The sequence below is a fragment of the Thermodesulfobacterium hydrogeniphilum genome, assembly GCF_000746255.1.
In the GTDB taxonomy this organism is placed as follows: Bacteria; Desulfobacterota; Thermodesulfobacteria; order Thermodesulfobacteriales; family Thermodesulfobacteriaceae; genus Thermodesulfobacterium; species Thermodesulfobacterium hydrogeniphilum.
The window spans coordinates 75,310-96,327 of record NZ_JQKW01000010.1; the positions used below are offsets into that span (position 1 = coordinate 75,310).

20 protein-coding genes are annotated in these 21,018 nt (G+C 30.5%); 14 read left to right on the forward strand and 6 right to left on the reverse strand.

All coding sequences use genetic code 11. The features are described from left to right. The first annotated feature begins 2 nt into the window (after positions 1 to 2). Both CC87_RS06025 and CC87_RS08910 read left to right on the forward strand, forming a co-directional pair. Positions 3 to 770 (forward strand): tRNA (adenine-N1)-methyltransferase, encoded by a 768-nt coding sequence (locus CC87_RS06025; protein WP_038057208.1) that lies wholly within the window; start codon positions 3 to 5, stop codon positions 768 to 770. Positions 771 to 772: 2 nt separating this feature from the next. Next, positions 773 to 1,984 carry a pyridoxine 5'-phosphate synthase gene (locus CC87_RS08910; protein ID WP_084222221.1) on the forward strand — a complete coding sequence of 404 codons (1,212 nt, stop codon included), beginning with the start codon at positions 773 to 775 and terminating at the stop codon, positions 1,982 to 1,984. Positions 1,985 to 1,995: 11 nt separating this feature from the next. Here CC87_RS08910 and CC87_RS06035 read toward each other — a convergent pair whose 3' ends face one another. Together CC87_RS06035 and CC87_RS06040 are read right to left on the reverse strand one after the other, a co-directional pair. Next, positions 1,996 to 3,285, reverse strand: a complete 1,290-nt coding sequence (locus tag CC87_RS06035) for an NfeD family protein (protein WP_038057211.1) — start codon at positions 3,283 to 3,285, stop codon at positions 1,996 to 1,998. Further along, complete coding sequence (locus CC87_RS06040) at positions 3,260 to 3,943, reverse strand: uracil-DNA glycosylase (RefSeq protein WP_051920652.1); 684 nt, start codon at positions 3,941 to 3,943, stop codon at positions 3,260 to 3,262. Before CC87_RS06040 ends, CC87_RS06035 begins: the two co-directional genes overlap by 26 nt. Before the next feature lie 122 nt (positions 3,944 to 4,065). Between CC87_RS06040 and CC87_RS06045 the strand changes: the two genes are divergently transcribed. The 4 genes from CC87_RS06045 to thiL all read left to right on the forward strand — a co-directional run bounded on the left by CC87_RS06045 (position 4,066) and on the right by thiL (position 6,507). Beyond that, positions 4,066 to 4,536 (forward strand): HAD family hydrolase, encoded by a 471-nt coding sequence (locus CC87_RS06045; protein WP_038057213.1) that lies wholly within the window; start codon positions 4,066 to 4,068, stop codon positions 4,534 to 4,536. Continuing rightward, positions 4,537 to 4,968, forward strand: a complete 432-nt coding sequence (locus tag CC87_RS06050; RefSeq protein ID WP_038057215.1) for an EamA family transporter — start codon at positions 4,537 to 4,539, stop codon at positions 4,966 to 4,968. A 100-nt stretch (positions 4,969 to 5,068) separates the two neighbouring features. Then, a complete protein-coding gene (gene ndk, locus CC87_RS06055; RefSeq protein WP_038057216.1) occupies positions 5,069 to 5,491 on the forward strand; it encodes a nucleoside-diphosphate kinase in 423 nt (140 codons plus the stop codon). 71 nt (positions 5,492 to 5,562) lie between these two features. Beyond that, on the forward strand, positions 5,563 to 6,507 hold the full coding sequence (gene thiL, locus CC87_RS06060; protein ID WP_051920654.1) for a thiamine-phosphate kinase: 945 nt from the start codon (positions 5,563 to 5,565) through the stop codon (positions 6,505 to 6,507). Positions 6,508 to 6,518: 11 nt separating this feature from the next. On the opposite strand, the gene CC87_RS06065 is transcribed toward thiL, so the two are convergent. Continuing rightward, complete coding sequence (locus tag CC87_RS06065; protein WP_038057218.1) at positions 6,519 to 6,962, reverse strand: Hsp20/alpha crystallin family protein; 444 nt, start codon at positions 6,960 to 6,962, stop codon at positions 6,519 to 6,521. A gap of 190 nt (positions 6,963 to 7,152) precedes the next feature. Here CC87_RS06065 and clpB point away from each other — a divergent pair, with 190 nt between their 5' ends. Further along, complete coding sequence (clpB, locus tag CC87_RS06070) at positions 7,153 to 9,744, forward strand: ATP-dependent chaperone ClpB (RefSeq protein ID WP_038057219.1); 2,592 nt, start codon at positions 7,153 to 7,155, stop codon at positions 9,742 to 9,744. A gap of 112 nt (positions 9,745 to 9,856) precedes the next feature. After that, on the forward strand, positions 9,857 to 10,438 hold the full coding sequence (locus tag CC87_RS06075; protein ID WP_038057221.1) for an RNA ligase partner protein: 582 nt from the start codon (positions 9,857 to 9,859) through the stop codon (positions 10,436 to 10,438). On the opposite strand, the gene lptE is transcribed toward CC87_RS06075, so the two are convergent. The 3 genes from lptE to icd all read right to left on the reverse strand — a co-directional run bounded on the left by lptE (position 10,439) and on the right by icd (position 15,207). Beyond that, positions 10,439 to 10,939, reverse strand: coding sequence for an LPS assembly lipoprotein LptE (gene lptE / locus CC87_RS06080; RefSeq protein ID WP_169740272.1), 501 nt, complete (start codon positions 10,937 to 10,939; stop codon positions 10,439 to 10,441). Next, complete coding sequence (gene leuS / locus CC87_RS06085) at positions 10,932 to 13,520, reverse strand: leucine--tRNA ligase (RefSeq protein WP_038057225.1); 2,589 nt, start codon at positions 13,518 to 13,520, stop codon at positions 10,932 to 10,934. The genes lptE and leuS overlap by 8 nt, the downstream gene beginning before the upstream one ends. 463 nt (positions 13,521 to 13,983) lie before the next feature. Beyond that, complete coding sequence (gene icd, locus CC87_RS06090) at positions 13,984 to 15,207, reverse strand: isocitrate dehydrogenase (NADP(+)) (RefSeq protein ID WP_038057227.1); 1,224 nt, start codon at positions 15,205 to 15,207, stop codon at positions 13,984 to 13,986. Between the two features lie 180 nt (positions 15,208 to 15,387). Between icd and CC87_RS06095 the strand changes: the two genes are divergently transcribed. From CC87_RS06095 to CC87_RS06120, 6 genes are all read left to right on the forward strand, one after another. Then, positions 15,388 to 16,008 carry a class I SAM-dependent methyltransferase gene (locus CC87_RS06095; protein WP_038057228.1) on the forward strand — a complete coding sequence of 207 codons (621 nt, stop codon included), beginning with the start codon at positions 15,388 to 15,390 and terminating at the stop codon, positions 16,006 to 16,008. 71 nt (positions 16,009 to 16,079) lie between these two features. Next, the gene (gene rplS / locus CC87_RS06100; RefSeq protein WP_038057230.1) at positions 16,080 to 16,445 is read left to right on the forward strand and encodes a 50S ribosomal protein L19; all 366 of its coding nucleotides are present in this window, start codon (positions 16,080 to 16,082) and stop codon (positions 16,443 to 16,445) included. Between the two features lie 12 nt (positions 16,446 to 16,457). Then, on the forward strand, positions 16,458 to 17,078 hold the full coding sequence (locus CC87_RS06105; RefSeq protein ID WP_051920656.1) for a ribonuclease HII: 621 nt from the start codon (positions 16,458 to 16,460) through the stop codon (positions 17,076 to 17,078). Continuing rightward, entirely contained in the window at positions 17,075 to 17,488 is a 414-nt protein-coding gene (locus tag CC87_RS06110; protein ID WP_038057234.1) for a YraN family protein, read from the forward strand. Before CC87_RS06105 ends, CC87_RS06110 begins: the two co-directional genes overlap by 4 nt. After that, positions 17,445 to 19,253 carry a DUF6178 family protein gene (locus CC87_RS06115; RefSeq protein ID WP_038057235.1) on the forward strand — a complete coding sequence of 603 codons (1,809 nt, stop codon included), beginning with the start codon at positions 17,445 to 17,447 and terminating at the stop codon, positions 19,251 to 19,253. Before CC87_RS06110 ends, CC87_RS06115 begins: the two co-directional genes overlap by 44 nt. Continuing rightward, complete coding sequence (locus tag CC87_RS06120) at positions 19,231 to 21,006, forward strand: adenosylcobalamin-dependent ribonucleoside-diphosphate reductase (RefSeq protein WP_038057238.1); 1,776 nt, start codon at positions 19,231 to 19,233, stop codon at positions 21,004 to 21,006. The genes CC87_RS06115 and CC87_RS06120 overlap by 23 nt, the downstream gene beginning before the upstream one ends. The last annotated feature ends 12 nt before the right edge of the window (positions 21,007 to 21,018 follow it).

Here is a 21,018-nt window from a genome sequence, read left to right on the forward strand (position 1 = left end):
ATATGCCTGTTGCTGAGGGAAATTATGTTTTACTTTTAACCTCTGATGGACGGTCTTATCTTGTAGAGGTTAAGGATACCTATTTTCATACTCATAAAGATTCAGTTTATCTAAAAGAGCTTATAGGTAAAGAATTTGGAGAAATAATCCTGGGTAAGAATGGAACCAAGTTTTATCTTGTAAAGCCATCTCTTTATGATTTTTTAATGAAAGTAGAAAGAGCTACTCAGGTTATTTATCCTAAGGATATAGGCTATATTTTACAAAAACTTGATGTAGGACCTGGAAAAGTTGTTCTTGAGTGTGGAGGAGGATCTGGTGCTTTAACTACAGCTTTTGCTTTTATGGTAGGAGAGGATGGAAAAGTAATTTCCTATGAAAAAGAAGAGAAATTCCAAAAAATTGCTCAAAAAAATTTAAAAAAAATAGGGCTTTTAAACAGAGTTATTTTTAAGAATAAAGAGGTTAAAGAGGCTTTTGAAGAAAAAGAAGTTGAAGCGGTATTTTTAGATTTAAAAGAACCCTGGGTTCTTTTAAAAGCAGCTTGGGAAGCTTTAAAAGGTGGACATTTCCTTGGAATTTTGGTTCCTACCACCAATCAGGTTTCCAGATGTTTAACAGAGCTTGAAAAATACCCTTTTGTAGATATAGAAGTGGTAGAAATTTTACTTAGAAAATATAAAACCAATCCTGAAAGACTCAGGCCAGAAGATAGAATGGTTGCTCATACAGGGTTCTTAATTTTTGCTAAAAAAGTCTGGGAAAAATAAAAATGCCTGTAGATATATATTTAACTACGGAAGATTTGATTTCAGAGGATTTGCTTAAGGATTTAGAAAAAAAAATAAAAAAAGCTTTAAGAATATTAAAACTTCCTAAAAAAGAGATCTCTTTAACTTTTGTAGATAATAAACATATCTGGAAATTGAATAAGCAATATCTGGGAAGAGATTATCCTACTAATGTTTTATCTTTTCCTTTTGCTAAGGAGAGGATTTTAGTTTCTGATCTTTTAGGAGAAATTATTATTTCTGTAGAAAAGGCTAAAGAAGAAGCGGAATTTTATGGATTGAATTTTGAAAACTATCTTTTGGCTTTAATAATACATGGATTACTTCATCTCCTTGACTATGACCATGAAAAAGGAGTTTATTCACCTTGGCTTATGTTAAAAAATGAATTAAATTTGTTAAATAAATTGGGTTTTAAAGAAGGTAAAAAGGAGATTATAAATTTTACAAAAAGGAGGGAATATATGCCTGCCAAATTAGCTGTTAATGTAGATCATGTGGCTACAGTGAGAGAAGCAAGAAAGGTACCTTATCCTGATCCTGTTCATGCAGCTGTATTAGCAGAGCTTGGAGGAGCAGATGGCATAGTGGTTCATTTGCGTTTAGATAGAAGACATATTAAAGAAAGAGATGTGAGAATTATTAAAGATATTATAAAAACCAAGCTTATTTTAGAAATGGCTATAGATGAAGAATTGATAAAATTTGCTAAAGAAATTAAACCTTATCAGGTTACTTTAGTTCCTGAAAGAGTAGAGGAAATAACTACAGAAGGTGGGATGATTTTAGAGGGTAGGGTAGATGAGGTAAAAAAAGCTGTAAAAGAACTGAATAAGGCTGGTATAAAAGTAAGTCTATTTATAAATCCTGATGAAAAGACTGTTAAACTTGCCAAAAAAACCGGAGCTCAGATTGTAGAAATTCACACTGGAATTTATGCAGATGCTGAAACTGAAGAAGAAAGAGAAAAAGAGTTTTCTAAAATAGAAATATCAGCAAGACTTGCTAAAGATTCAGGTTTAATAGTGCATGCAGGTCATGGCTTGAGCTATGAAAATATAGGACCAGTTGCTGCTATTCCTGAAATTGAAGAATTTAGCATAGGACATAGCATTGTTTCAAGGGCTATAATGGTTGGAATGGAAAAGGCTGTTAGAGAAATGAAGGAACTAATTCTTAGAGCAAGAGGCTAAAAGGATTTAAATTATTTTAAAGATTTTACTTTTAAAGTCAGTCCTTCTTTTGCTATTATTATAACTTTTGAGCCCTTTGGTATATATTCATCGGATATAGCTTTCCATATTTCACCTTCTACAAAAATTTTTCCTTTTTCAGAATCTATATCTTCAAGAACTTTTCCTATTTTACCTATTAAAGCTTCGCTTCCTGAAACAGGTTTTTTTCTTAAAGTTTTTACTGCTAAATAAGTAATACCAGCTAAAAGAGCAGAAAAAGTTAAAACAACAGTATATAAAAAGGGTTGATAAACTCTTAAAGCAGGTGGATTTTTTCCAAAAAGCATAATAGAACCTAAAAACAAACAAATTGTTCCTCCTAAGGCTAAAAGACCATGAGAGGTTATTTGTATTTCTAAAAAGAAAAGAATTCCTGCTAAGATAATAAGTGAAAGACCTGCATAATTAATAGGTAAGATACTTAAACCCACAAATGCTAAAATAAGGCAAATTGCTCCAATAACCCCAGGAAAAATAGCTCCGGGATGAGCGAATTCAAAATATATTCCTACAAGACCAAGCATTAAAAGAAAATAAACCAAATTGGGATTAGTGAGAATTTTAAGAAGTTTAGTTTTAAAATCTTCTTTTATTTCTATAATTTCGCAATTTTTAAGATTAAGAGTTATTTTTTGATTATTTATCCAGATTATCCTTCCTGTTGCCTGATTAATAAGATCATTTAAATCTTTAGCAATAATTTCTATTACCTTCATTTTTAAAGCCTCTTTTTCAGTAATGCTTTTACTTTCTTTAATAGCTTTTTCTGCAAATTTTATATTTCTGTGTCTCATTTGAGCCAAATTTTTAGCCCAGGCTACCAAGTCATTTATAATTTTTTTCATAACTTCTTTATCAGTTTTCCCTGTAAGTTCTATAGGATGAGCTGCTCCTACATGAGTTCCTGGAGCCATAGCAGCAAGATGAGAAGCAAGGAGAATAAAAGTTCCAGCCGAAGCTGCTCTTGCTCCAGAAGGACTTACATAGACAATTATAGGGACTTTGCTTTGTAACATATCTTTAACAATTTTTCTGGTTGATTCTACCAGACCACCAGGTGTGTCTAGTTCAATAATAAGAGCTTTAGCATTTTTTTGATTGGCAAGATCAATGCTATAACTTAGAAAATTTGCAATAACAGGAGTAATAGGTGCATCTATTTTTACAAGATAGATTTTATTTTCTGCAGCTAAAAGTTTGATATAAGAAATTAAAAGAAAAATTAACGTAATTTTAAGAAGTTTTAAATAATTCTTCATAAAGCTTCCTGAATTTTTGTAAATCTTCCCAAACCATGCGTTTTACTGCAGGATTTTTTAAAATATAATTAGGATGATAGGTAAAAATGATAGAAATATTTCTTTTTATTTTAAATACTTTACCTCTTATAGAGGAAAAGGTAGGATTGTTTTCTAAAAAGATTTTTGGAGGTGTGAAACCAAGAGCAAGTATTAATTTAGGTTTAATATATTTTATTTGCTTTAATAAATAGGATTTACAGGCTTCTATTTCTTCTTTTTCAGGGGGTCTTCCTCCTGGAGTTTTACATTTTACAGCATGTGTAATAAAAAAGTCTTCTTTTTTTAACTTAATTGCTTGAAGCATTCGTTTTAATAAATCTTCAATTTGTCCTACAAAAGGTCTACCATAAAAATCTTCATCTTTATCTGGATATTCAGAAATAATCATAAGTTGTGAATTAATATTTCCTTCTCCCCAAATAGCCTGTTTTCTAACTCTATGAAGAGGGCACTTTTCACAGGTTAAAATAGAATTTTTAAGATTATCTAAGCCATTTTCTGAAATAAAATTTTCACTTTGCAAAAATTTTATTAGATTATTTGTGGTAGGGATTACTTCAAGCCCAATTTCATTAAAATAGATCAGATATTTTTTAATTTCTTCTAACAAATTCATATTTTTGAAATTATATGCTAAAAAATATAAATTGTCAAAACTAACTTACTTTTACACCTCGCACAGGTGTAAAAAATTGGTAGCTTTGTAATTTTTAAAAATGGTATTAAATTTATAAAAATATGATAGAGCTGGAAATTCCAGGGAAAGGGAAAATAAATTTGAAATATCTGGTTAGTGATTTCACAGGAACTTTATCTGTTGATGGAATTTTAATCTCAGAAGTAAAAGATCTTCTTAATAACCTTTCTAAATATCTAAAAATTTATATTCTTACTGCGGATACTTTTGGCAAAGCAAAAGAGGCTTTAAAAGATGTGAATGCTGAAGTAATAATTTTACAACCAGGAAATGAGGCAGAACAAAAAGAAAAATTTATAGAAAAATTAGGAAGTGAATTTGTAATAACCTTTGGAAATGGAAGAAATGACAAAAAAATGCTTAAAAAATCTAAAATAGGTGTAGCTATTATGTTAGAAGAAGGATGTGCAGTAGAAAGCTTATTAAATGCAAATATAGTTGTTAAATCCCCTATAGATGCTCTTAATCTTTTATTAAATCCTAAAAGACTTATAGCGGTATTGAGAAGTTAAATGAATAAAACCACTTTTATACTTTGGCTTTTAACTATTTCTTTTTGGGGTGTAAGTCCTATTATTGAAAAATTAGGACTTAAAAATGTAGATCCTTTGCCAGCTTTATTTATAAGAACTTTTACAGCTTTAATTTTTATTTTTATAGTTTTACTTTTTACTTCTTCTTTTAACTTCTCTAACTTATCTTTAAAGGATATAAGTATTATTTCTTTAAGTGGAATTGTGGGTGGTTTTTTAGGAATGTTTACCTATTTTATTTTATTAAAGTCTCAAAATGCTTCACAAATAGTTCCTCTTACTTCTACTTATCCTTTAGTAGCTACTTTTTTAGCAGTTCTTATTCTAAAAGAAGACTTATCTTTAGCTAAATTTTTAGGAACTTTATTTGTAGTTATCGGTATTTATCTTTTGTTTAAAAGTTCTAATTGAGTATAATACAATAATAAAATTACTGATAAATAAAATTTCTATTGTAAAAACACAAATTTTATTCTATAATTTAAAGCAAATTTTTAAAAAGGGGGTTTTTATGGAAAGAACTTTGGTTATGATCAAGCCTGATGGTGTTCAGAGGAATCTTATAGGAAAAATCATTAATATTTTTGAAGAAAAAGGTTTAAAGGTAATTGCTTTGAAAAAGGTAAGACTTTCTAAGGAACAAGCAAAAGCTTTTTATATAGTGCATAAAGATAGACCATTTTATGAAGAACTTACAGACTATATGAGTTCTGGACCAGTTGTGGCTATGGTATTAGAAGGAGAAGATGCTATCAAAAGAGTTAGAGAAATTATGGGAGCTACTGACCCTGCAGAAGCTGCAGAAGGTACAATTAGAAAGCTTTTTGGGCTTGATAAAGGGAGAAATACTGTTCACGGGTCTGATAGCCCAGAATCAGCTTCTAAAGAAATACCTTTCTTTTTTAGTGAATTTGAATTAATAGGAGCTGAATAACCCAAAAATTACCACTTCGTAAGTGGTAATTTTTTACCACTTCGTAAGTGGTAAAAAAAATGGTTAGGTAGATGAATGAAAAAGAATGGATAAAATATCTTAAAAAATATTTATATGAAAAAAAACCTGTTTTTAAAAGCACTAATGAAGACTGTGGTGTTATAAAAATTTCTAAAACTAAATACCTTTTATTAACTACTGATGCTTTAGTAGAAAATATTCATTTTAAGTTTGATTATACTTCTTATTTTGATTTAGGAGCAAAATTAGCAGCTTCTAATTTAAGTGATATAGCAGCTATGGGAGGAGAGCCTAAATGGGCTCTCCTTACTCTTGGTTCTCCCTCTCCTATAAATCCTTATTGGATAGATCCTCTCATGGAAGGGCTTGTTTCAACTTTAAAAAAATATGGTGCTTATTTAATTGGAGGAGATACTGTAAAAAGCTCAACCTTTTTTATAAATTTAACTCTGATAGGAGAAACTAAAAATCCTATTTTAAGAAAAGGAGCTATACCTGGAGATTTAATTTTTGTATCAAAACCTTTGGGTGAAAGTGCTGCATTTTTAAGATTAATTAAAACCTTTAATTTAAAAGAAATTCCTCAAAATATAAAAAAAGCCCATTTAACTCCTGAGCCTGAAATAATTTTAGGAAAAGAGCTTTCTAAAAAAAAATTAGCAACCTCTATGATTGATATTTCTGATGGATTGCTGCTTGATCTTTGGAGAATTTGTGAAGAGAATGAAGTAGGTGCAGAATTATACCAGGAAAAAATTCCTATAGGTAAAGGAGCTACTTTTGAGGAAGCTCTGAGTGGTGGAGAGGATTATGCTTTACTTTTTACTGTAAGTTCTCAAAATTTATATGAAATCCCAAAATTAACTAAAAAACTTAAAAAAGAAATTTTTAATATAGGCAAAATTATTACAGAGAAAAAACTTTTTTTGATAGATAAAAATCAAAAAAAAGAAATAAAACCCTTAGGATTTGATCACTTTAAGAAGGGGGCTTAAAGCCCCCTTTATTATTTTTCTACATTAATTTTAATGACCTTTTTCTTTTCCTCGGGTTTTTTAGGTAAAACAACTTTTAATACCCCGTCTTTATAAGAGGCTTCAATTTTATCTTCATCTACTTCACAAGGCAGTTGAATAGATCTCATAAAACTACCATAATATCTTTCCATTCTATAATAATTTTCTTTTTTTTCCTCTTCTTCTTTCTTTTTTTCACCTTTAATTACTAAAACATTATCTATTAAGCTGATTTCCATGTCCTCAGGTTTTACACCTGGTACATCTACTTTTACAATAACTGCATCATTAGTTTCTGAAACATCTACAGCTGGTATCCATTCTATACTTTCCCACTTTTCTGGTAGATAACTTTTACCAAAAAATTCTTGCCATATACGATCCATTTCTTTTTTTAATTCTTGAATTGGACGCCAAACAGCTAAATCTGTCATATCTCTCACCTCCTTTCGTTTATTTTTTTCAAAGTTCTGTATAAAAAAGTAAGAATAAAAAAATTTTTTTCAAGAGCATTTATATGATAAAAACTTCTATACTTTTTAAAATTAAATATATTGAAACTTTGTTAATAGTATTTACTTTTTTATTTAAATAAATTTTTACTAAAATTTGAGGAGGTTAGAAATGAAACTTGATAAATTTACTTTTAAAGCACAAGAAGCTTTACAAGAAGCTCAACGTATAGCAGAATCTTTCAATCATCCACAATTAGAGCCAGAACATTTATTAAAAGCTCTGGTTCAACAAGAGGGTGGTTTAATCCCTATAATTTTAGATCGTCTTGGAGTAAATTCTAAAATTGTAGCTTCAGATTTAGATGAAATTTTTGAAAAATTCCCTAAGGTTGCTCATGGAACTTATCAATTATATGTTTCTGTAAATTTCAAACAGGTGCTTGATAAAGCTGAAGCTTTAGCAAAAGAAATGAGAGATGAATACATTTCAACAGAACATTTATTTTTGGCTATTATTGATAGCCCAACACCTGCTGGAGAGATTTTAAGAAGAAGAGGAATTACTTTTAGTAATACTAAAGAGGTTATTAATAAAATAAGAAAAGGACAGAGAATTACTGATCAAAATCCAGAAGAAAAATATCAAGCTTTGGAAAAATATGGAAGAGATTTAACAGCTCTTGCTAAAGCTGGTAAACTTGATCCTGTAATTGGAAGAGACGAAGAAATTAGAAGGGTTATGCACATTCTTTCCAGAAGAACTAAAAATAATCCTGTTTTAGTAGGAGAGCCAGGTGTAGGTAAAACAGCTATAGTAGAAGGTCTGGCTCAAAGAATTGTAGCTGGAGATGTGCCTGAGATCTTAAAAAATAAAAGAATTATTCAGTTAGATTTAGGTGCTTTACTTGCAGGAACAAAATTTAGAGGAGAGTTTGAAGAAAGACTTAAGGCTGTCTTAAGAGAGGTGCAGGCAAGTGAAGGTGAAATAATTCTTTTTATTGATGAAATTCATACTATTGTAGGAGCTGGTGCTGCTGAAGGAGCTATGGATGCTGCTAATATGCTTAAACCTGCTCTTGCAAGAGGTGAGCTCAGGTGTATCGGAGCTACTACCATAGAAGAGTATCGTAAGCACATAGAAAAAGATCCTGCTTTAGAAAGAAGATTCCAGCCTGTCTATGTAGATGAACCATCTCCAGAGGAAGCTATTGCTATTTTAAGAGGATTAAAAGAAAAATACGAAGTGCATCACGGAGTTAAGATTACAGACAATGCTATTGTTGCAGCAGTTATGTTATCTCACAGATACATTACAGATAGATATTTGCCGGATAAAGCTATAGATTTAATAGATGAAGCTGCTGCTAAACTTCGCATAGAAATAGATTCTATGCCTACAGAAATAGATGAAATAGAAAGAAAGATTAAACAGCTTGAAATTGAAAAAGTGGCTTTAGAAAAAGAAACAGATCCTAAAGCAAAAGAAAGACTTAAAAAAATTTTGGATCAACTTGAAGAATTAAGAGCAAAGGTTGAGGCTTTAAAGACTCAGTGGTTAAAAGAAAAAGAGGTTATTCAAAAGATAAGAAAACTAAAAGAAAGGATAGATCAACTCAAAATTGAAGCTCAACAAGCAGAGAGAAAAGGTGATCTCAACAGAGTAGCAGAAATCATTTATGGAATTATCCCACAGTTAGAAAAAGAATTAGAGGAAGAGAACAAGAAGTTAGCTGAGATTCAAAAAGAGGGTAAATTCTTAAAAGAAGAAGTTGATGCAGAAGATATTGCACAAATTATATCCAAATGGACAGGTATTCCTGTAAGCAGGCTTTTAGAGAGTGAAAGGGAAAAACTACTTAAAATTGAAGAGAGATTAAGACAAAGGGTAGTTGGACAGGATCATGCCATTTCTGCTGTAGCCAATGCTTTAAGAAGAGCCCGTGCAGGACTTAAAGATCCAAATAGACCTATTGGTTCTTTCTTGTTTATTGGACCTACAGGAGTAGGAAAAACAGAGTTAGCCAAAGCCTTGGCAGAATTTATGTTTGATACTGAAGACGCTATGATAAGAATTGATATGACTGAATACATGGAAAAACACTCTGTAGCAAGGCTTATAGGTGCACCCCCTGGATATGTAGGTTATGAAGAAGGAGGACAGCTTACTGAAGCAGTTAGAAGGCGTCCTTATTCTGTAATTTTGTTTGATGAAGTTGAAAAGGCTCATCCTGATGTATTTAATATTCTTTTGCAGGTACTTGATGATGGAAGACTTACAGATGGTAAAGGGCGTACAGTAGATTTTAGAAATACTATAATTATTATGACTTCTAATGTGGGTAGTTTCTATTTCCAAGATCCTTCACTTTCTCGTAATGAAATAGAAAATAAAATTCAGGATTTACTCAAAACCACTTTTAGACCTGAATTTTTAAATCGTATTGATGAGATTATAATTTTTAACAACCTTACCAGAGAAGACATAATCAAAATTGTGGATATTCAAATAAAATATCTCAATGAAAGATTGGCAGAAAAGGGAATGATTTTAGAGCTTACAGAAAAAGCAAAAGAATTGTTAGCTACCTATGGATATGATCCTCTTTTTGGAGCAAGGCCTCTTAAGAGAGCTATACAGCGTTATATTGAGAATCCTTTAGCCTTAAAAATTTTAGAAGGGACTTTTAATGAAGGAGATAAAATAATAGTGGATGCTAATGAATTAGGTGAATTTGTTTTTAAAAAAGCAGAGATACATTAATAAAAAGGGGGGATTTCCCCCCTTTCTTTAGAGCTATTATAATTCTTTCCACTTCGTAGTGCGAATTAGGTTTTATCTTGCTCTTTTTTCATAATTTAGTATAATCTGATCTATGGAAAAAGAACGTTTTGTTCCTGATACAAGTATTTTTACTAATCCAGATGTGTATGTTCAATTTGGGCAAAACCCCTCAGAAGCTTTTACTAATTTTCTTTTAATGGTAGCAGAATTAGAAGGAGAGGTAGCTGTATATATTCCTACCTCTGTTTTTGATGAATTAAAAAGAATGCTTTCTAACCTGAAAATTCCTCCCAAAGCAAGATCTATTTTAAAAATCAAATCTCCAAAAAAATATGAACTTTATATTCCTGCTTTTTTGATGTATGAATTTATAGAAGAGCTTCGTAATCGTATCAATAAAGGCTTAAGAGTAGCTGAAGAAGCTGTAAAAGCCTCGACTTATAAAAAACCGGAAGAAATTCTTAAATTTTTAAGAAGACGCTATAGAGAGGTTTTAAGAGAAGGAATAGTAGATAGTAAAGAAGATTTGGAAATAATTTTACTTGCTCTGGAACTTGATGCTATTGTCCTTTCGGCAGATCGCGGTGTTTTGAATATGGCGGATAAATTAGGGCTCAGGTATTTAGAACCTAAGGATATAAAAGATACACTTGAAGGGTTTAAAATCTGGTGATTATTTTATTTCTACATCCTTAAACATAATTTCCTGTAAAATAAGTTCTGAGACATCCTTTGCCAGCATTTTTAGAGCTTCCTCTCTTCCTGGATCAAGAACATTTGCTGTTTCTAAAGGAACACGATAAATTTCATAACGACTTATAGCTCCTTTCAAAATAATCTTTCCTGTTTTTCTTTCTATTAATTGATAGCTTCCTTGGAAATTTATTTTTCTTTCTTTAGTCTGAATAAAATTTTGATAAGAAACTGGTTGTAAATAAATTCTTTTTACTTCACCTTTAAAAATCAGATCTGCCTGGTTTTTATTATAAACAGGGATTAAAAACTTTCCTTGAGAAATTTTATGACGAAGTTCATAAGCTAATATTTCTCCTAAGTTAGTTTCAGAGGTATAATTTTTCCAAGGAGGAATATAAATAGTTTTCCATTCAGATTTAAAATAAGCTGGTTTTTTGTAAAATTTATATCCACAAGAAATTAAAAATGAACTAAGCAACCACAAAATTAATAAGTTTCTTAGGTACAAATACCACATTTTTAATGATTTTTCCCTCCAAATATTTTTTTATTTTGGGACGTTCTTTGACTATTTCAATAATTTCTTCTTTAGAAGTTTCTACAGATACTTCCATTTGGTCTCTTACTTTTCCATTAACCTGAATTACAAGTGTAAAAACATCTTCTTCAATAAGATCTGAATCATACTCAGGAAAAGCTTCTAAAGAAATAAAGGTATCATGTCCAAGTTCTTTCCATAATTCTTCTGCAATATGAGGACAAACAGGAGAAAGAATAAGAAGAATTTTTTCAAAACACTCTTTTAATACCTTTTTAACTATTTCCTTTTCTAAAGAAACTTCTTTTAAAGTATCCTGTAGAAGATTCAAAAATTCCATTATAGCTGCAATGCCAGTATTAAAATGGAGCCTTTTTTCAAAATCTTCTCCCACTTTTTTTATTGTTTGATGTAATTTTCTGCGTAATTTCAATAAATTATTTGGCAAATTTTTGAAATCTTCTGAAATATAGGAAATCTTTTTAAGATTTTCTGAATAATCTATTATTAAATTATAAAGTCTTTTTAGAAATCTATAAGCTCCTTCTATTCCATGATCACTCCATTCAAGATCTCTCTCGGGAGGTGCTGCAAAGGCTATAAATAACCTTACAGTGTCTGCTCCGTATTTTTCTATCATCTTATCAGGATCAACTACATTGCATTTACTCTTGGACATCTTTTCAGATTTACCTATTATTACTTGCTCTCCACACCCATCTTTAAGGCATTTACCTTCTGGTGAGACCTCTTCAGGATAAACCCAGCCATGCACAGGGCATTTATAAGTTTCTTTAATTACCATTCCTTGAGTTAATAGATTAGTAAAAGGTTCATCAATTTTAAAGTATCCAAGATCTCTTAAAACTTTGGTAAAAAATCTGGCATAAAGAAGATGTAAAATAGCATGTTCTATACCACCGATATATTGATCTACCGGTAACCAATATTCTACCTCTTCTTTATTAAAAGGTTCTGTATAATCAGGACAGGTAAACCTGGCAAAATACCATGAAGATTCCATAAAAGTATCAAAGGTATCAGTTTCTCTTTTAGCAGGAGAGCCACATTTAGGACAGGTTGTATTTACAAATTCTGGAAGATTAGGAAGTGGTGATCTTCCTGAAGCATCAATCTGAGCATCTAATGGTAAAACTACAGGAAGATTTTCAATCCTTTCCGGAACAATACCACACTTTTCACAATAAATCATAGGAATAGGGCAACCCCAGTATCTTTGACGGGAGATTCCCCAGTCTCTAAGTCTATAAGTAATTTTCTTTTTACCAAGTCCTTTTTCTTCTAAATAAGCTGTAATTTTAGCTTTACCTTCTATACTATCAAGTCCTGTAAAAATATCAGAATTTACCATTATACCAGGATCTTCATAAGCCTCTGTCATCTCTTCAGGATTTAAATCTCTATCCTTGGGTTTAATAACTACTTTTATAGGAAGACCATATTTTTTAGCAAATTCAAAATCTCTTTGATCATGGGCGGGAACACACATTATGGCACCAGTTCCATATTCCATAAGAACAAAATTAGCAGCAAAAAGAGGAAGTTTTTCTCCTGTTAAAGGATGTATAGTATAGGTTTCTAAAAACAAACCTTCTTTTTCAGCAAGTCCTGCCTCTATCTCTCTTTTTTCTTTTCTAACTTTTTCTATAAAAGTTTGCAGTTTATTTAAAAAACCCTTTTTTTCTGCAATTTTTCTGGCTATAGGATGCTCTGGTGAGATACAGACAAAAGTAGCTCCGTAAAGAGTATCAGGACGGGTGGTGTAAACAATAAGATTATCTTCTATATCAGAAATATAAAATTTTATTTCAGCACCTTCGCTTTTCCCGATCCAGTTTCTTTGCATGATAATTACTTTTTCAGGCCAATGACCTTCAAGTTTTTTTAAATCTTCAAGAAGCTCTTCTGCATAAGCTGTAATTTTCAAGAACCAGCCATCCATTTCCTTAAAAGTAACCTCTGTTCCACATCTCCAGCATTTTCCGTCTTCAACTTGTTCATTGGCAAGTACAGTGTGACAAGTTGGACACCAGTTAACTAAAGTCTTTTTTCTATAAGCAAGCCCCTTTTCATACATTTCTATAAAAAATCTTTGTTCATGTTTATAATATTCAGGATCACAGGTAGCTATTTCTCTGCTCCAGTCATAACTAAAACCAAGCTTTTTAAGTTGCTTTTTCATATAATCTATATTAGAATAAGTCCATTTTGCAGGATGAATACCATGTTTTAAAGCAGCATTTTCTGCGGGAAGACCAAAGGCATCCCAACCCATAGGATGAAGAACATTATAACCTTTCATTCTTTTAATGCGAGCTAAAATATCTCCAAGAGTATAATTTCTTACATGTCCCATATGAATGCGTCCTGAAGGATAGGGAAACATTTCTAAAACATAATATTTAGGTTTAGAAGGATCAGCTTTTACCTGAAAAATTTTGTTTTCTTCCCAAAGTCTTTGCCATTTAGTTTCTATCTCAGAAAAATCATATCTTTTCATTGCTTTCATAACCTCCCGTAAGAATTAATTTCTGGAAAAAGCAATTTTAATTTTAATAAGAGATAAAAAAAATGCAAATTAAGAAAAAAGATTTTTTTATTTCTTCTTCTGTAAGAGGTTTGCTTAAATAAAAACTTTATCCGTATTTAATATTTAATTGTTTACAATGTTTAAAATTTTTTCATTTTCTATACATTTAGCAATAAGTTTTATATCTGTTTTTTACAAAAAATATTAATAGCTTCAATAAAAGCCAAATTTGAAAGCAGTGTCTACCCAAGTGTGTAAAAATAAAAAAGTGGTAAAATGAATAAATTACAAAAAGGGATGGATATATGGCTAAATCTACTAAAATGTTAAACTCTAAAGAAGTACAAACTGCTATGGGAGTTTTCACAATTTTATTTGCTCTTAATATCCACAACCTATGCAAAGTTCTTGATCTACTTCTAATTTTATTATATTATTCACTTTTATAAATATTTTCTACTATAGCTTCTGCAAACTCGGAGCATTTAACTTCTTTAGCTCCTTCAAGATTTCTGGCAAGATCATAAGTAACAATTTTTTGTTGAATTGTTTTAGATAGAGCCTCCCATATAAGTTCAGCAGCTTCTTTCCAGCCAATATATTCCAACATCATTTTTCCGGATAAGATAAGAGAAGAAGGATTCACCTTATCAAGACCTGCATATTTAGGAGCAGAACCATGAGTTGCTTCAAATATAGCATAACCGTCTCCTATATTAGCTCCTGGAGCCATCCCAAGACCACCAACTTGAGCTGCTAAAGCATCAGACAAATAATCTCCATTTAAATTAGGAGTTGCAAGCACACTATATTCCTCTGGTCTTAAAAGAGCCCATTGAAACATAGCATCTGCTATTCTATCTTTTATAACCACTATTCCTTCAGGAACACCATTGGGATATTTTTCAGATATTTCAGCTTCAGCTACAGTTTTATCTGGGAATTCAACTTTTGCTAATTCATATCCCCAGTTTCTAAAAGCACCCTCGGTGTATTTCATAATATTACCTTTATGAACCAAAGTAACACTGGGAAGACCGTTTTCCAAAGCATATTTTATAGCTTTTCTAACAAGCCTATAAGTTCCAAATTTACTTATAGGTTTTATTCCGATACCAGAATCTTCTCTGATTTCCTTTCCAAAATTTTCTTTTATAAATTCTATAAGTTTTTTAGCCTCAGTAGAGCCTTCAGGATATTCTATACCAGCATATACATCTTCTGTATTTTCTCTAAAAATCACCATATTAACCTTTTCAGGATGTTTTACAGGGGACGGTGTTCCAGGAATCCATCTTACAGGTCTTACACAGGCATAAAGATCTAATACCTGCCTTAAGGTAACATTTAAGCTTCTAAATCCTCCTCCAACAGGTGTTGTAAGAGGACCTTTTAAAGCTACAACGCATTCTTTTATGGTATTTAAAGTTTCTTCTGGTAAATAATTACCTGTTTCTTTATAAGCCTTTTCTCCTGCTAAAATCTCTTTCCAAATGATCTTTCTTTTTCCACCATAAGCCTTATCTACTGCTGCATTAAGAACTTTGAGAGTAGCTTTCATTATATCAGGTCCTATTCCATCACCTTCTATATAAGGAATTTCTGGATCATCAGGAACTATAAGTGAAAAATTTTCAGTTAATTTAATTTTACTCATAAAAACCTCCTAAAAATAATAATTCTTTTGAAATCTACCACAAATTTAAATTTTTGACAATATATATAAAACCAAAAAATTCCACTTACGAAGTGGTAATATGGAGGTAGCATAGGATCTAAGTTTTATAAAAATTTGACTTAATTCAAAACTGTTATATTTTTAAATGAGAGGTTAACTATGAGAAAATGGAGAAGGAAATATTACGATATATTTTCTAAATTTTATGATTGGATTATAAAGCTGCATTCTCAGGATAAAAGTGAAGCTTTAAGAGAATTTCTTATTAAAAAGGCAGAAATAAACTCTGGATTTAAAGTGCTTGATATATGTACAGGAACTGGTTCTGTAGCTATAAAAGCTAAACAGATGTGTTCTGAATGTAAAGTATATGGCTTGGATTTTTCCAAAGGAATGCTGGAAAAGGCTAAAGCAAAAGATAAAAGAATAGGCTGGATTCTTGCTTCAGTAACTAATATGCCTTTTAAAAGTGAAACTTTTGATGTGGTTCTTTGTTCTCATGCCTTTTATGAATTAAAAGGTCTGGAAAAATTTCAGGCTCTGGAAGAAATAAGAAGAATTCTTAAGCCTAAAGGAAAGTTTTTGATGATGGAACATGAAGTTCCTAAAAATAAATTTATTAAATTATTGTATTATATAAGACTCGCTTCTATGGGGTCTGCTGATGGCTTTCAATTTGTTAAAAAAGAGTTAGAAATTTTTGCTAAATATTTTAAAAAAATTAAAAAAGATCACTCTCCTACTGGAAGGTCTAAGGTAATAATTGGAATAAAAGAATAAAAAATTTTTTATTTGCAATTTTATTAAATTATGCTATATTAGGCATAGTTTTATTTTAAGGAGGGATATTTATGTTACCTGTAATAAAAGAAGTTGAAAGACGTTATCTCCGTGATGATCTTCCTAAATTTAATCCAGGAGATACAATAAGAGTCCATTTTAGATTAAAAGAAGGGGAAGAAAAAGAAAGAGTTCAAATTTTTGAAGGTGTGGTAATTAGAAGAAGAGGGTCCGGGGTTAATGCCACTTTTACAGTAAGAAAAATTTCCTTTGGAGTAGGAGTAGAAAGAACTTTTCCTTTCCATTCCCCTCGTATTGAAAAGATAGAAATTGTTAGAAGAGGAAGAGTTAGAAGGGCAAGGCTTTATTATCTTAGAGAACGTTTTGGAAAAGCTGCTCGTATTAAAGAAAGATTTAATGATAAAATTATGGAATAATTATTAAAAATTTTGGAAATTAACTTATTTAAAATAAAAGAAAAAATAGATTTAGAGAAAACTTTTTATTCTCAAGGTTATGTTTTAATTGCAGGAGTAGATGAAGCAGGAAGAGGAGCTATTGCAGGTCCTGTCTTTGCTTCAGCAGTTATTTTACCTCCGGATTTCAAATCTTCAAAAATAAAAGATTCAAAACTTTTATCTCCCAAAAAAAGAGAAAGGCTTTTTCAGTTTATTCAAGAAGTAGCTATAGATTACAGTATAGCTTATGCAGAAGTAGAAGAGATCAATAAAAAAGGAATTTCTAAAGCCACTTTTAAAGCCATGCAAAGGGCTTTAGAAAATTTAAAAATAAAACCTCAATTGGTTTTAATAGATGGTCCTCAAATAATTTCTGGATACAAAAATTTGCAAAAAGCTATTGTAGATGGAGATAACTTTTGTCTCTCTATTTCTGCAGCTTCAATTTTAGCTAAAGTAGCAAGGGACAAATATATGGAAAAAATATCAGAACTTTATCCCCAATATGAGTTCTGGCGTCATAAAGGTTATGCTACCAAATTTCATCTTGAAATTATTAAAAAATTTGGCCCTTGTCCTATTCATAGAATATATTATAAATGTTTTAAATGATCTTGAAAAATCTTTTTAAAAAACTATCTTCTAAAGAAAAAGGTCAAAAATCAGAAAATATTGCAGAAAAATATCTAAAATCAAAGGGATTTAAAATTTTAGCCAAAAATTACAGAACTAAGGCAGGAGAGATAGATATTATAGCAATTAAAAATAAAACTTTAGTTTTTGTGGAAGTAAAAAGTGAAATAGAAAAAATTAATTTTAGTGCAGAAGAAAAAGTAGATTTTAAGAAAAAAAATAAAATTTTTAAAGTAGCAGAGCATTTTTTGGTTAAAAATTTAAAAAAGTTAAGAAAAATAGAGGATATAAGATTTGATGTTATTGTAGTTAGATTTGATAATACCAAAGAGGAGGTAATTCATTATGAAGGAGCTTTCTATAAGGAAGGAGATCTTACCTGGGGTTGATTTAGACACATTTTTAAGGATGTCTGATCAGGAGGTTGAAAAGGTTTTAGCGCCTTTAAAGTTTCACGAGATCTATAATATTGTATTAAATGCACCTTGGGAGGTAAAAGCTAAATTAATTATCAATTCTCCTTATCCAGAGGGTTTGGTAAAAAATTTGCCACCTCAAGAATTATTTTTAACTTTAAAAGCTTCTTCTCTTGATTTAGCAGTAGAACTTTTTTCTTATGCTAAAGGAACTCAGATTCAGTTTCTTTTTGATATAGATACTTGGTATAAGGATAGAATTAAAGCAGATCGTGTAGCCTCCTGGATAATTTTGCTTTTTGAAGCTGGGGAAGATAAAGTTTTAGAATGGTTAAGAATAGCAGATTGGGATTATTTAATTACTATTTTTCAGAAATTTGTGAGAGTTTATAAAAGACCTGATGATATAGAACTCATTGAAGCTATAGATTTTTTACCTCCTTATACCTTGGATGATTTTTATTATGTAGATTTTAAAAATGACTCTCTGGAATTTTATTTTAGAAGAATGTTAGAAATTATAAAATCAGAATTACCAGACATTTATTTTGCTTTAATGGAATCTATTATTTGGGAAATCCCAGCAGAAGTAGAAGAAAGGGCTTATAGATGGAGAAATGGAAGATTAGCAGATGAAGGGATACCAGAATATTTTGAAGCTTTAGATGTTTATACTCCTATTCATCCTAAAGGTTTGAGAAAAATTGATTCAAAGTATTTATCTTTAGAAGGAGAGGTTCAGCCTTCTATAAATATTATGATTTATGGTGGTCCTGAAGAATTGTTTATTTTTAAAGTTTTAGAGCTTATTAATAACCCTGATCAGACAAATAGATTAAAAAAAGAACTGGCTTGGGTTGCTAATAAAGTTATTATAGTAGATAATATAGTAATAGATGATATAGAACAAGTTAAAAAAAGCTTAGATAAAGTCTGGGGTTTTTTAAGTATAGGTTTAGAATATCTCTCTTCCGGAAATTTAGAGGTAGCGAAGAAATTTTTAGAAGAGCATTTTTTAGAAGATATTTTTAGAGTAGCACAGACAGTTTTGAAAGATTTAAGAAGATTTGCTTTACGTATGATAAAGAGTAAAGATTTTGATCCAGCTATCCTTAGATATTTGGATCAACCTTACAAGGGCTATTTGCAGGGTATTTTGGTAAATAAAATAAATAAAATAAAGCTTTTCCAGCCACATAAAATAGGAACTTCAGAAGAATACACCATTTTTAGACGAATAAATGAGATAAATACTGTTAGAAGATATATAGAAGAAATTAATTATATAGCACCTGTAATTGCAAAGGTTTTTGGTTCTCCTTTAGTTTGGATAAATGAAGTAAATCAGCCTGGGAGAAATTTTGATGCTAAATTTCTTACCTGGAGCAGTTTAATACTTACAGCTCTTGCTAACTGGATTTATAGAAAAGAGTTTGTTTTTAAAGCTTTACCTAAGAATGTCTGGAAAGAAGTTTTACAAGAATTGTTAGAAAATAAAGAAGGTAAGTGTTTTATGAAAGAAGATATTAAAAAGATTTTGTTTGAAAATTTTGAAAAATTTGTTAAATCAGAGTGGTATTATGAACCAGAATTGATGAGTTCTTTTTTAAACTTTGTAATTAACAAATTTGAAAATGAATTTAAACTTGTAGATCTTGATGATCCACCAGATCCTAAATATCAGACACTAATTCTTATTGATTTAGGATTAAAAGATGAAGAAGAAAAAAAAGATTAATTTGAAAGAATCTGGATTTGTTATCTTAAAACAAAGATATTTAGTTAAAAATGAAAATAATGAAATTATTGAAACACCAGAGCAGCTCTTTGAAAGAGTTGCAAGGTCAGTAGCAGAAGCTGAAAAGAGATTTTCGCAAAGAAAGGATAGGGTAGAGTATTATACTGAAAAATTTTATGAATTAATGGCTAATTTTGATTTTTTGCCTAATTCTCCTACTTTAATGAATGCAGGTCGTCCTTTAGGTCAGCTTTCAGCTTGTTTTGTTTTACCTATAGAGGACTCCTTAGATTCTATTTTTGAAACATTAAAATATGCTGCTTTGATTCATAAATCTGGAGGAGGGACAGGTTTTTCTTTTTCTAATTTAAGGCCTAAAGGAGATATAGTTGCTTCCACTCAAGGAGTAGCAAGTGGCCCGTTATCCTTTATAAAAGTTTTTGATAGTGCTACAGAAGCGATAAAACAAGGTGGCAAAAGACGCGGTGCTAATATGGGAATTTTAAGAGTAGATCATCCTGATATAGAAGAATTTATACTGGCAAAAAGAGATTCTAATCAACTTAACAATTTTAATCTTTCTGTAGCTATAACAGATAAATTTATGGAAGCTTTAAGAAAGAAAGAAAAATTTCCTTTAATAAATCCTCGCAATAAATCTATAGTTAAACATGTGGATCCAGAAAAACTTTTTGATTTAATTGTAGAATCTGCTTGGGCTTGCGGGGATCCAGGAGTAATATTTATTGATACTATAAATAAATACAATCCCACTCTTCATATAGGAAAAATAGAGGCTACCAATCCCTGTGGAGAGCAACCTTTGCTACCTTTTGAGTCCTGTAACTTGGGGTCTATCAATTTAGCTAATTTTGTAGAAAACGGACAAATTAACTGGAAAAGATTAAAAGAAGTGATACATTTAGCAGTAAGATTTTTGGATAATGTAATAGAGATAAATAAATTTCCTTTACCTCAAATAGCTAAAATAACCAGACTTAACCGTAAAATAGGGCTTGGAGTAATGGGATTTGCTGATATGCTTATCAAACTTAATATTTCTTATGCAGATAAAAAGGCTTTAGAAATAGCAGAAGATGTTATGAAATTTATAAATAAAGAATCAGTAAAAGCTTCCCAGGAACTTGGTAAAGAAAGAGGTAATTTCCCAGCTTATCCTGGAAGTATATGGGATAAACCAGGGAGTCCTTATATGAGAAATGCCACCACTACTACTATAGCTCCTACTGGGAGTATTTCACTTATTGCAGGAGTATCTTCTGGTATAGAACCACTTTTTGGTATTTATTATGAAAGAAAAACCTTGGACAATACGGTTTTAAAAGAAATTCATCCTTTATTTATAGAAAAACTAAAAGAAGAGGGATATTCAGATAAAGAGATTGATAACATAATAGAAAAGGTTAAAGAAAAAGGAATATTAAAAAATCTTAATTTACCAGAAAGTATAAAAAAGATTTTTGTTACTACTTATGAAATTAGTCCAGAACAACATTTATTAATCCAAAAGGCTTTTCAAAAATATACTCATAATGCAGTTTCTAAAACCATTAATTTACCTTCTTATATTTCTGTAGAAGATGTTAAAAAAATTTATTTAAAAGCCTATGAATTAGAGTTAAAAGGTGTTACAATTTACAGATACGGTTCTAAACCTAATCAAGTTATTTTTATTGGGGGAGCAAAAGAAATAGAATTATCCTGTCCTATTTGTAGTTTCTCTTTAATGTAAAAGCAGGGAGGA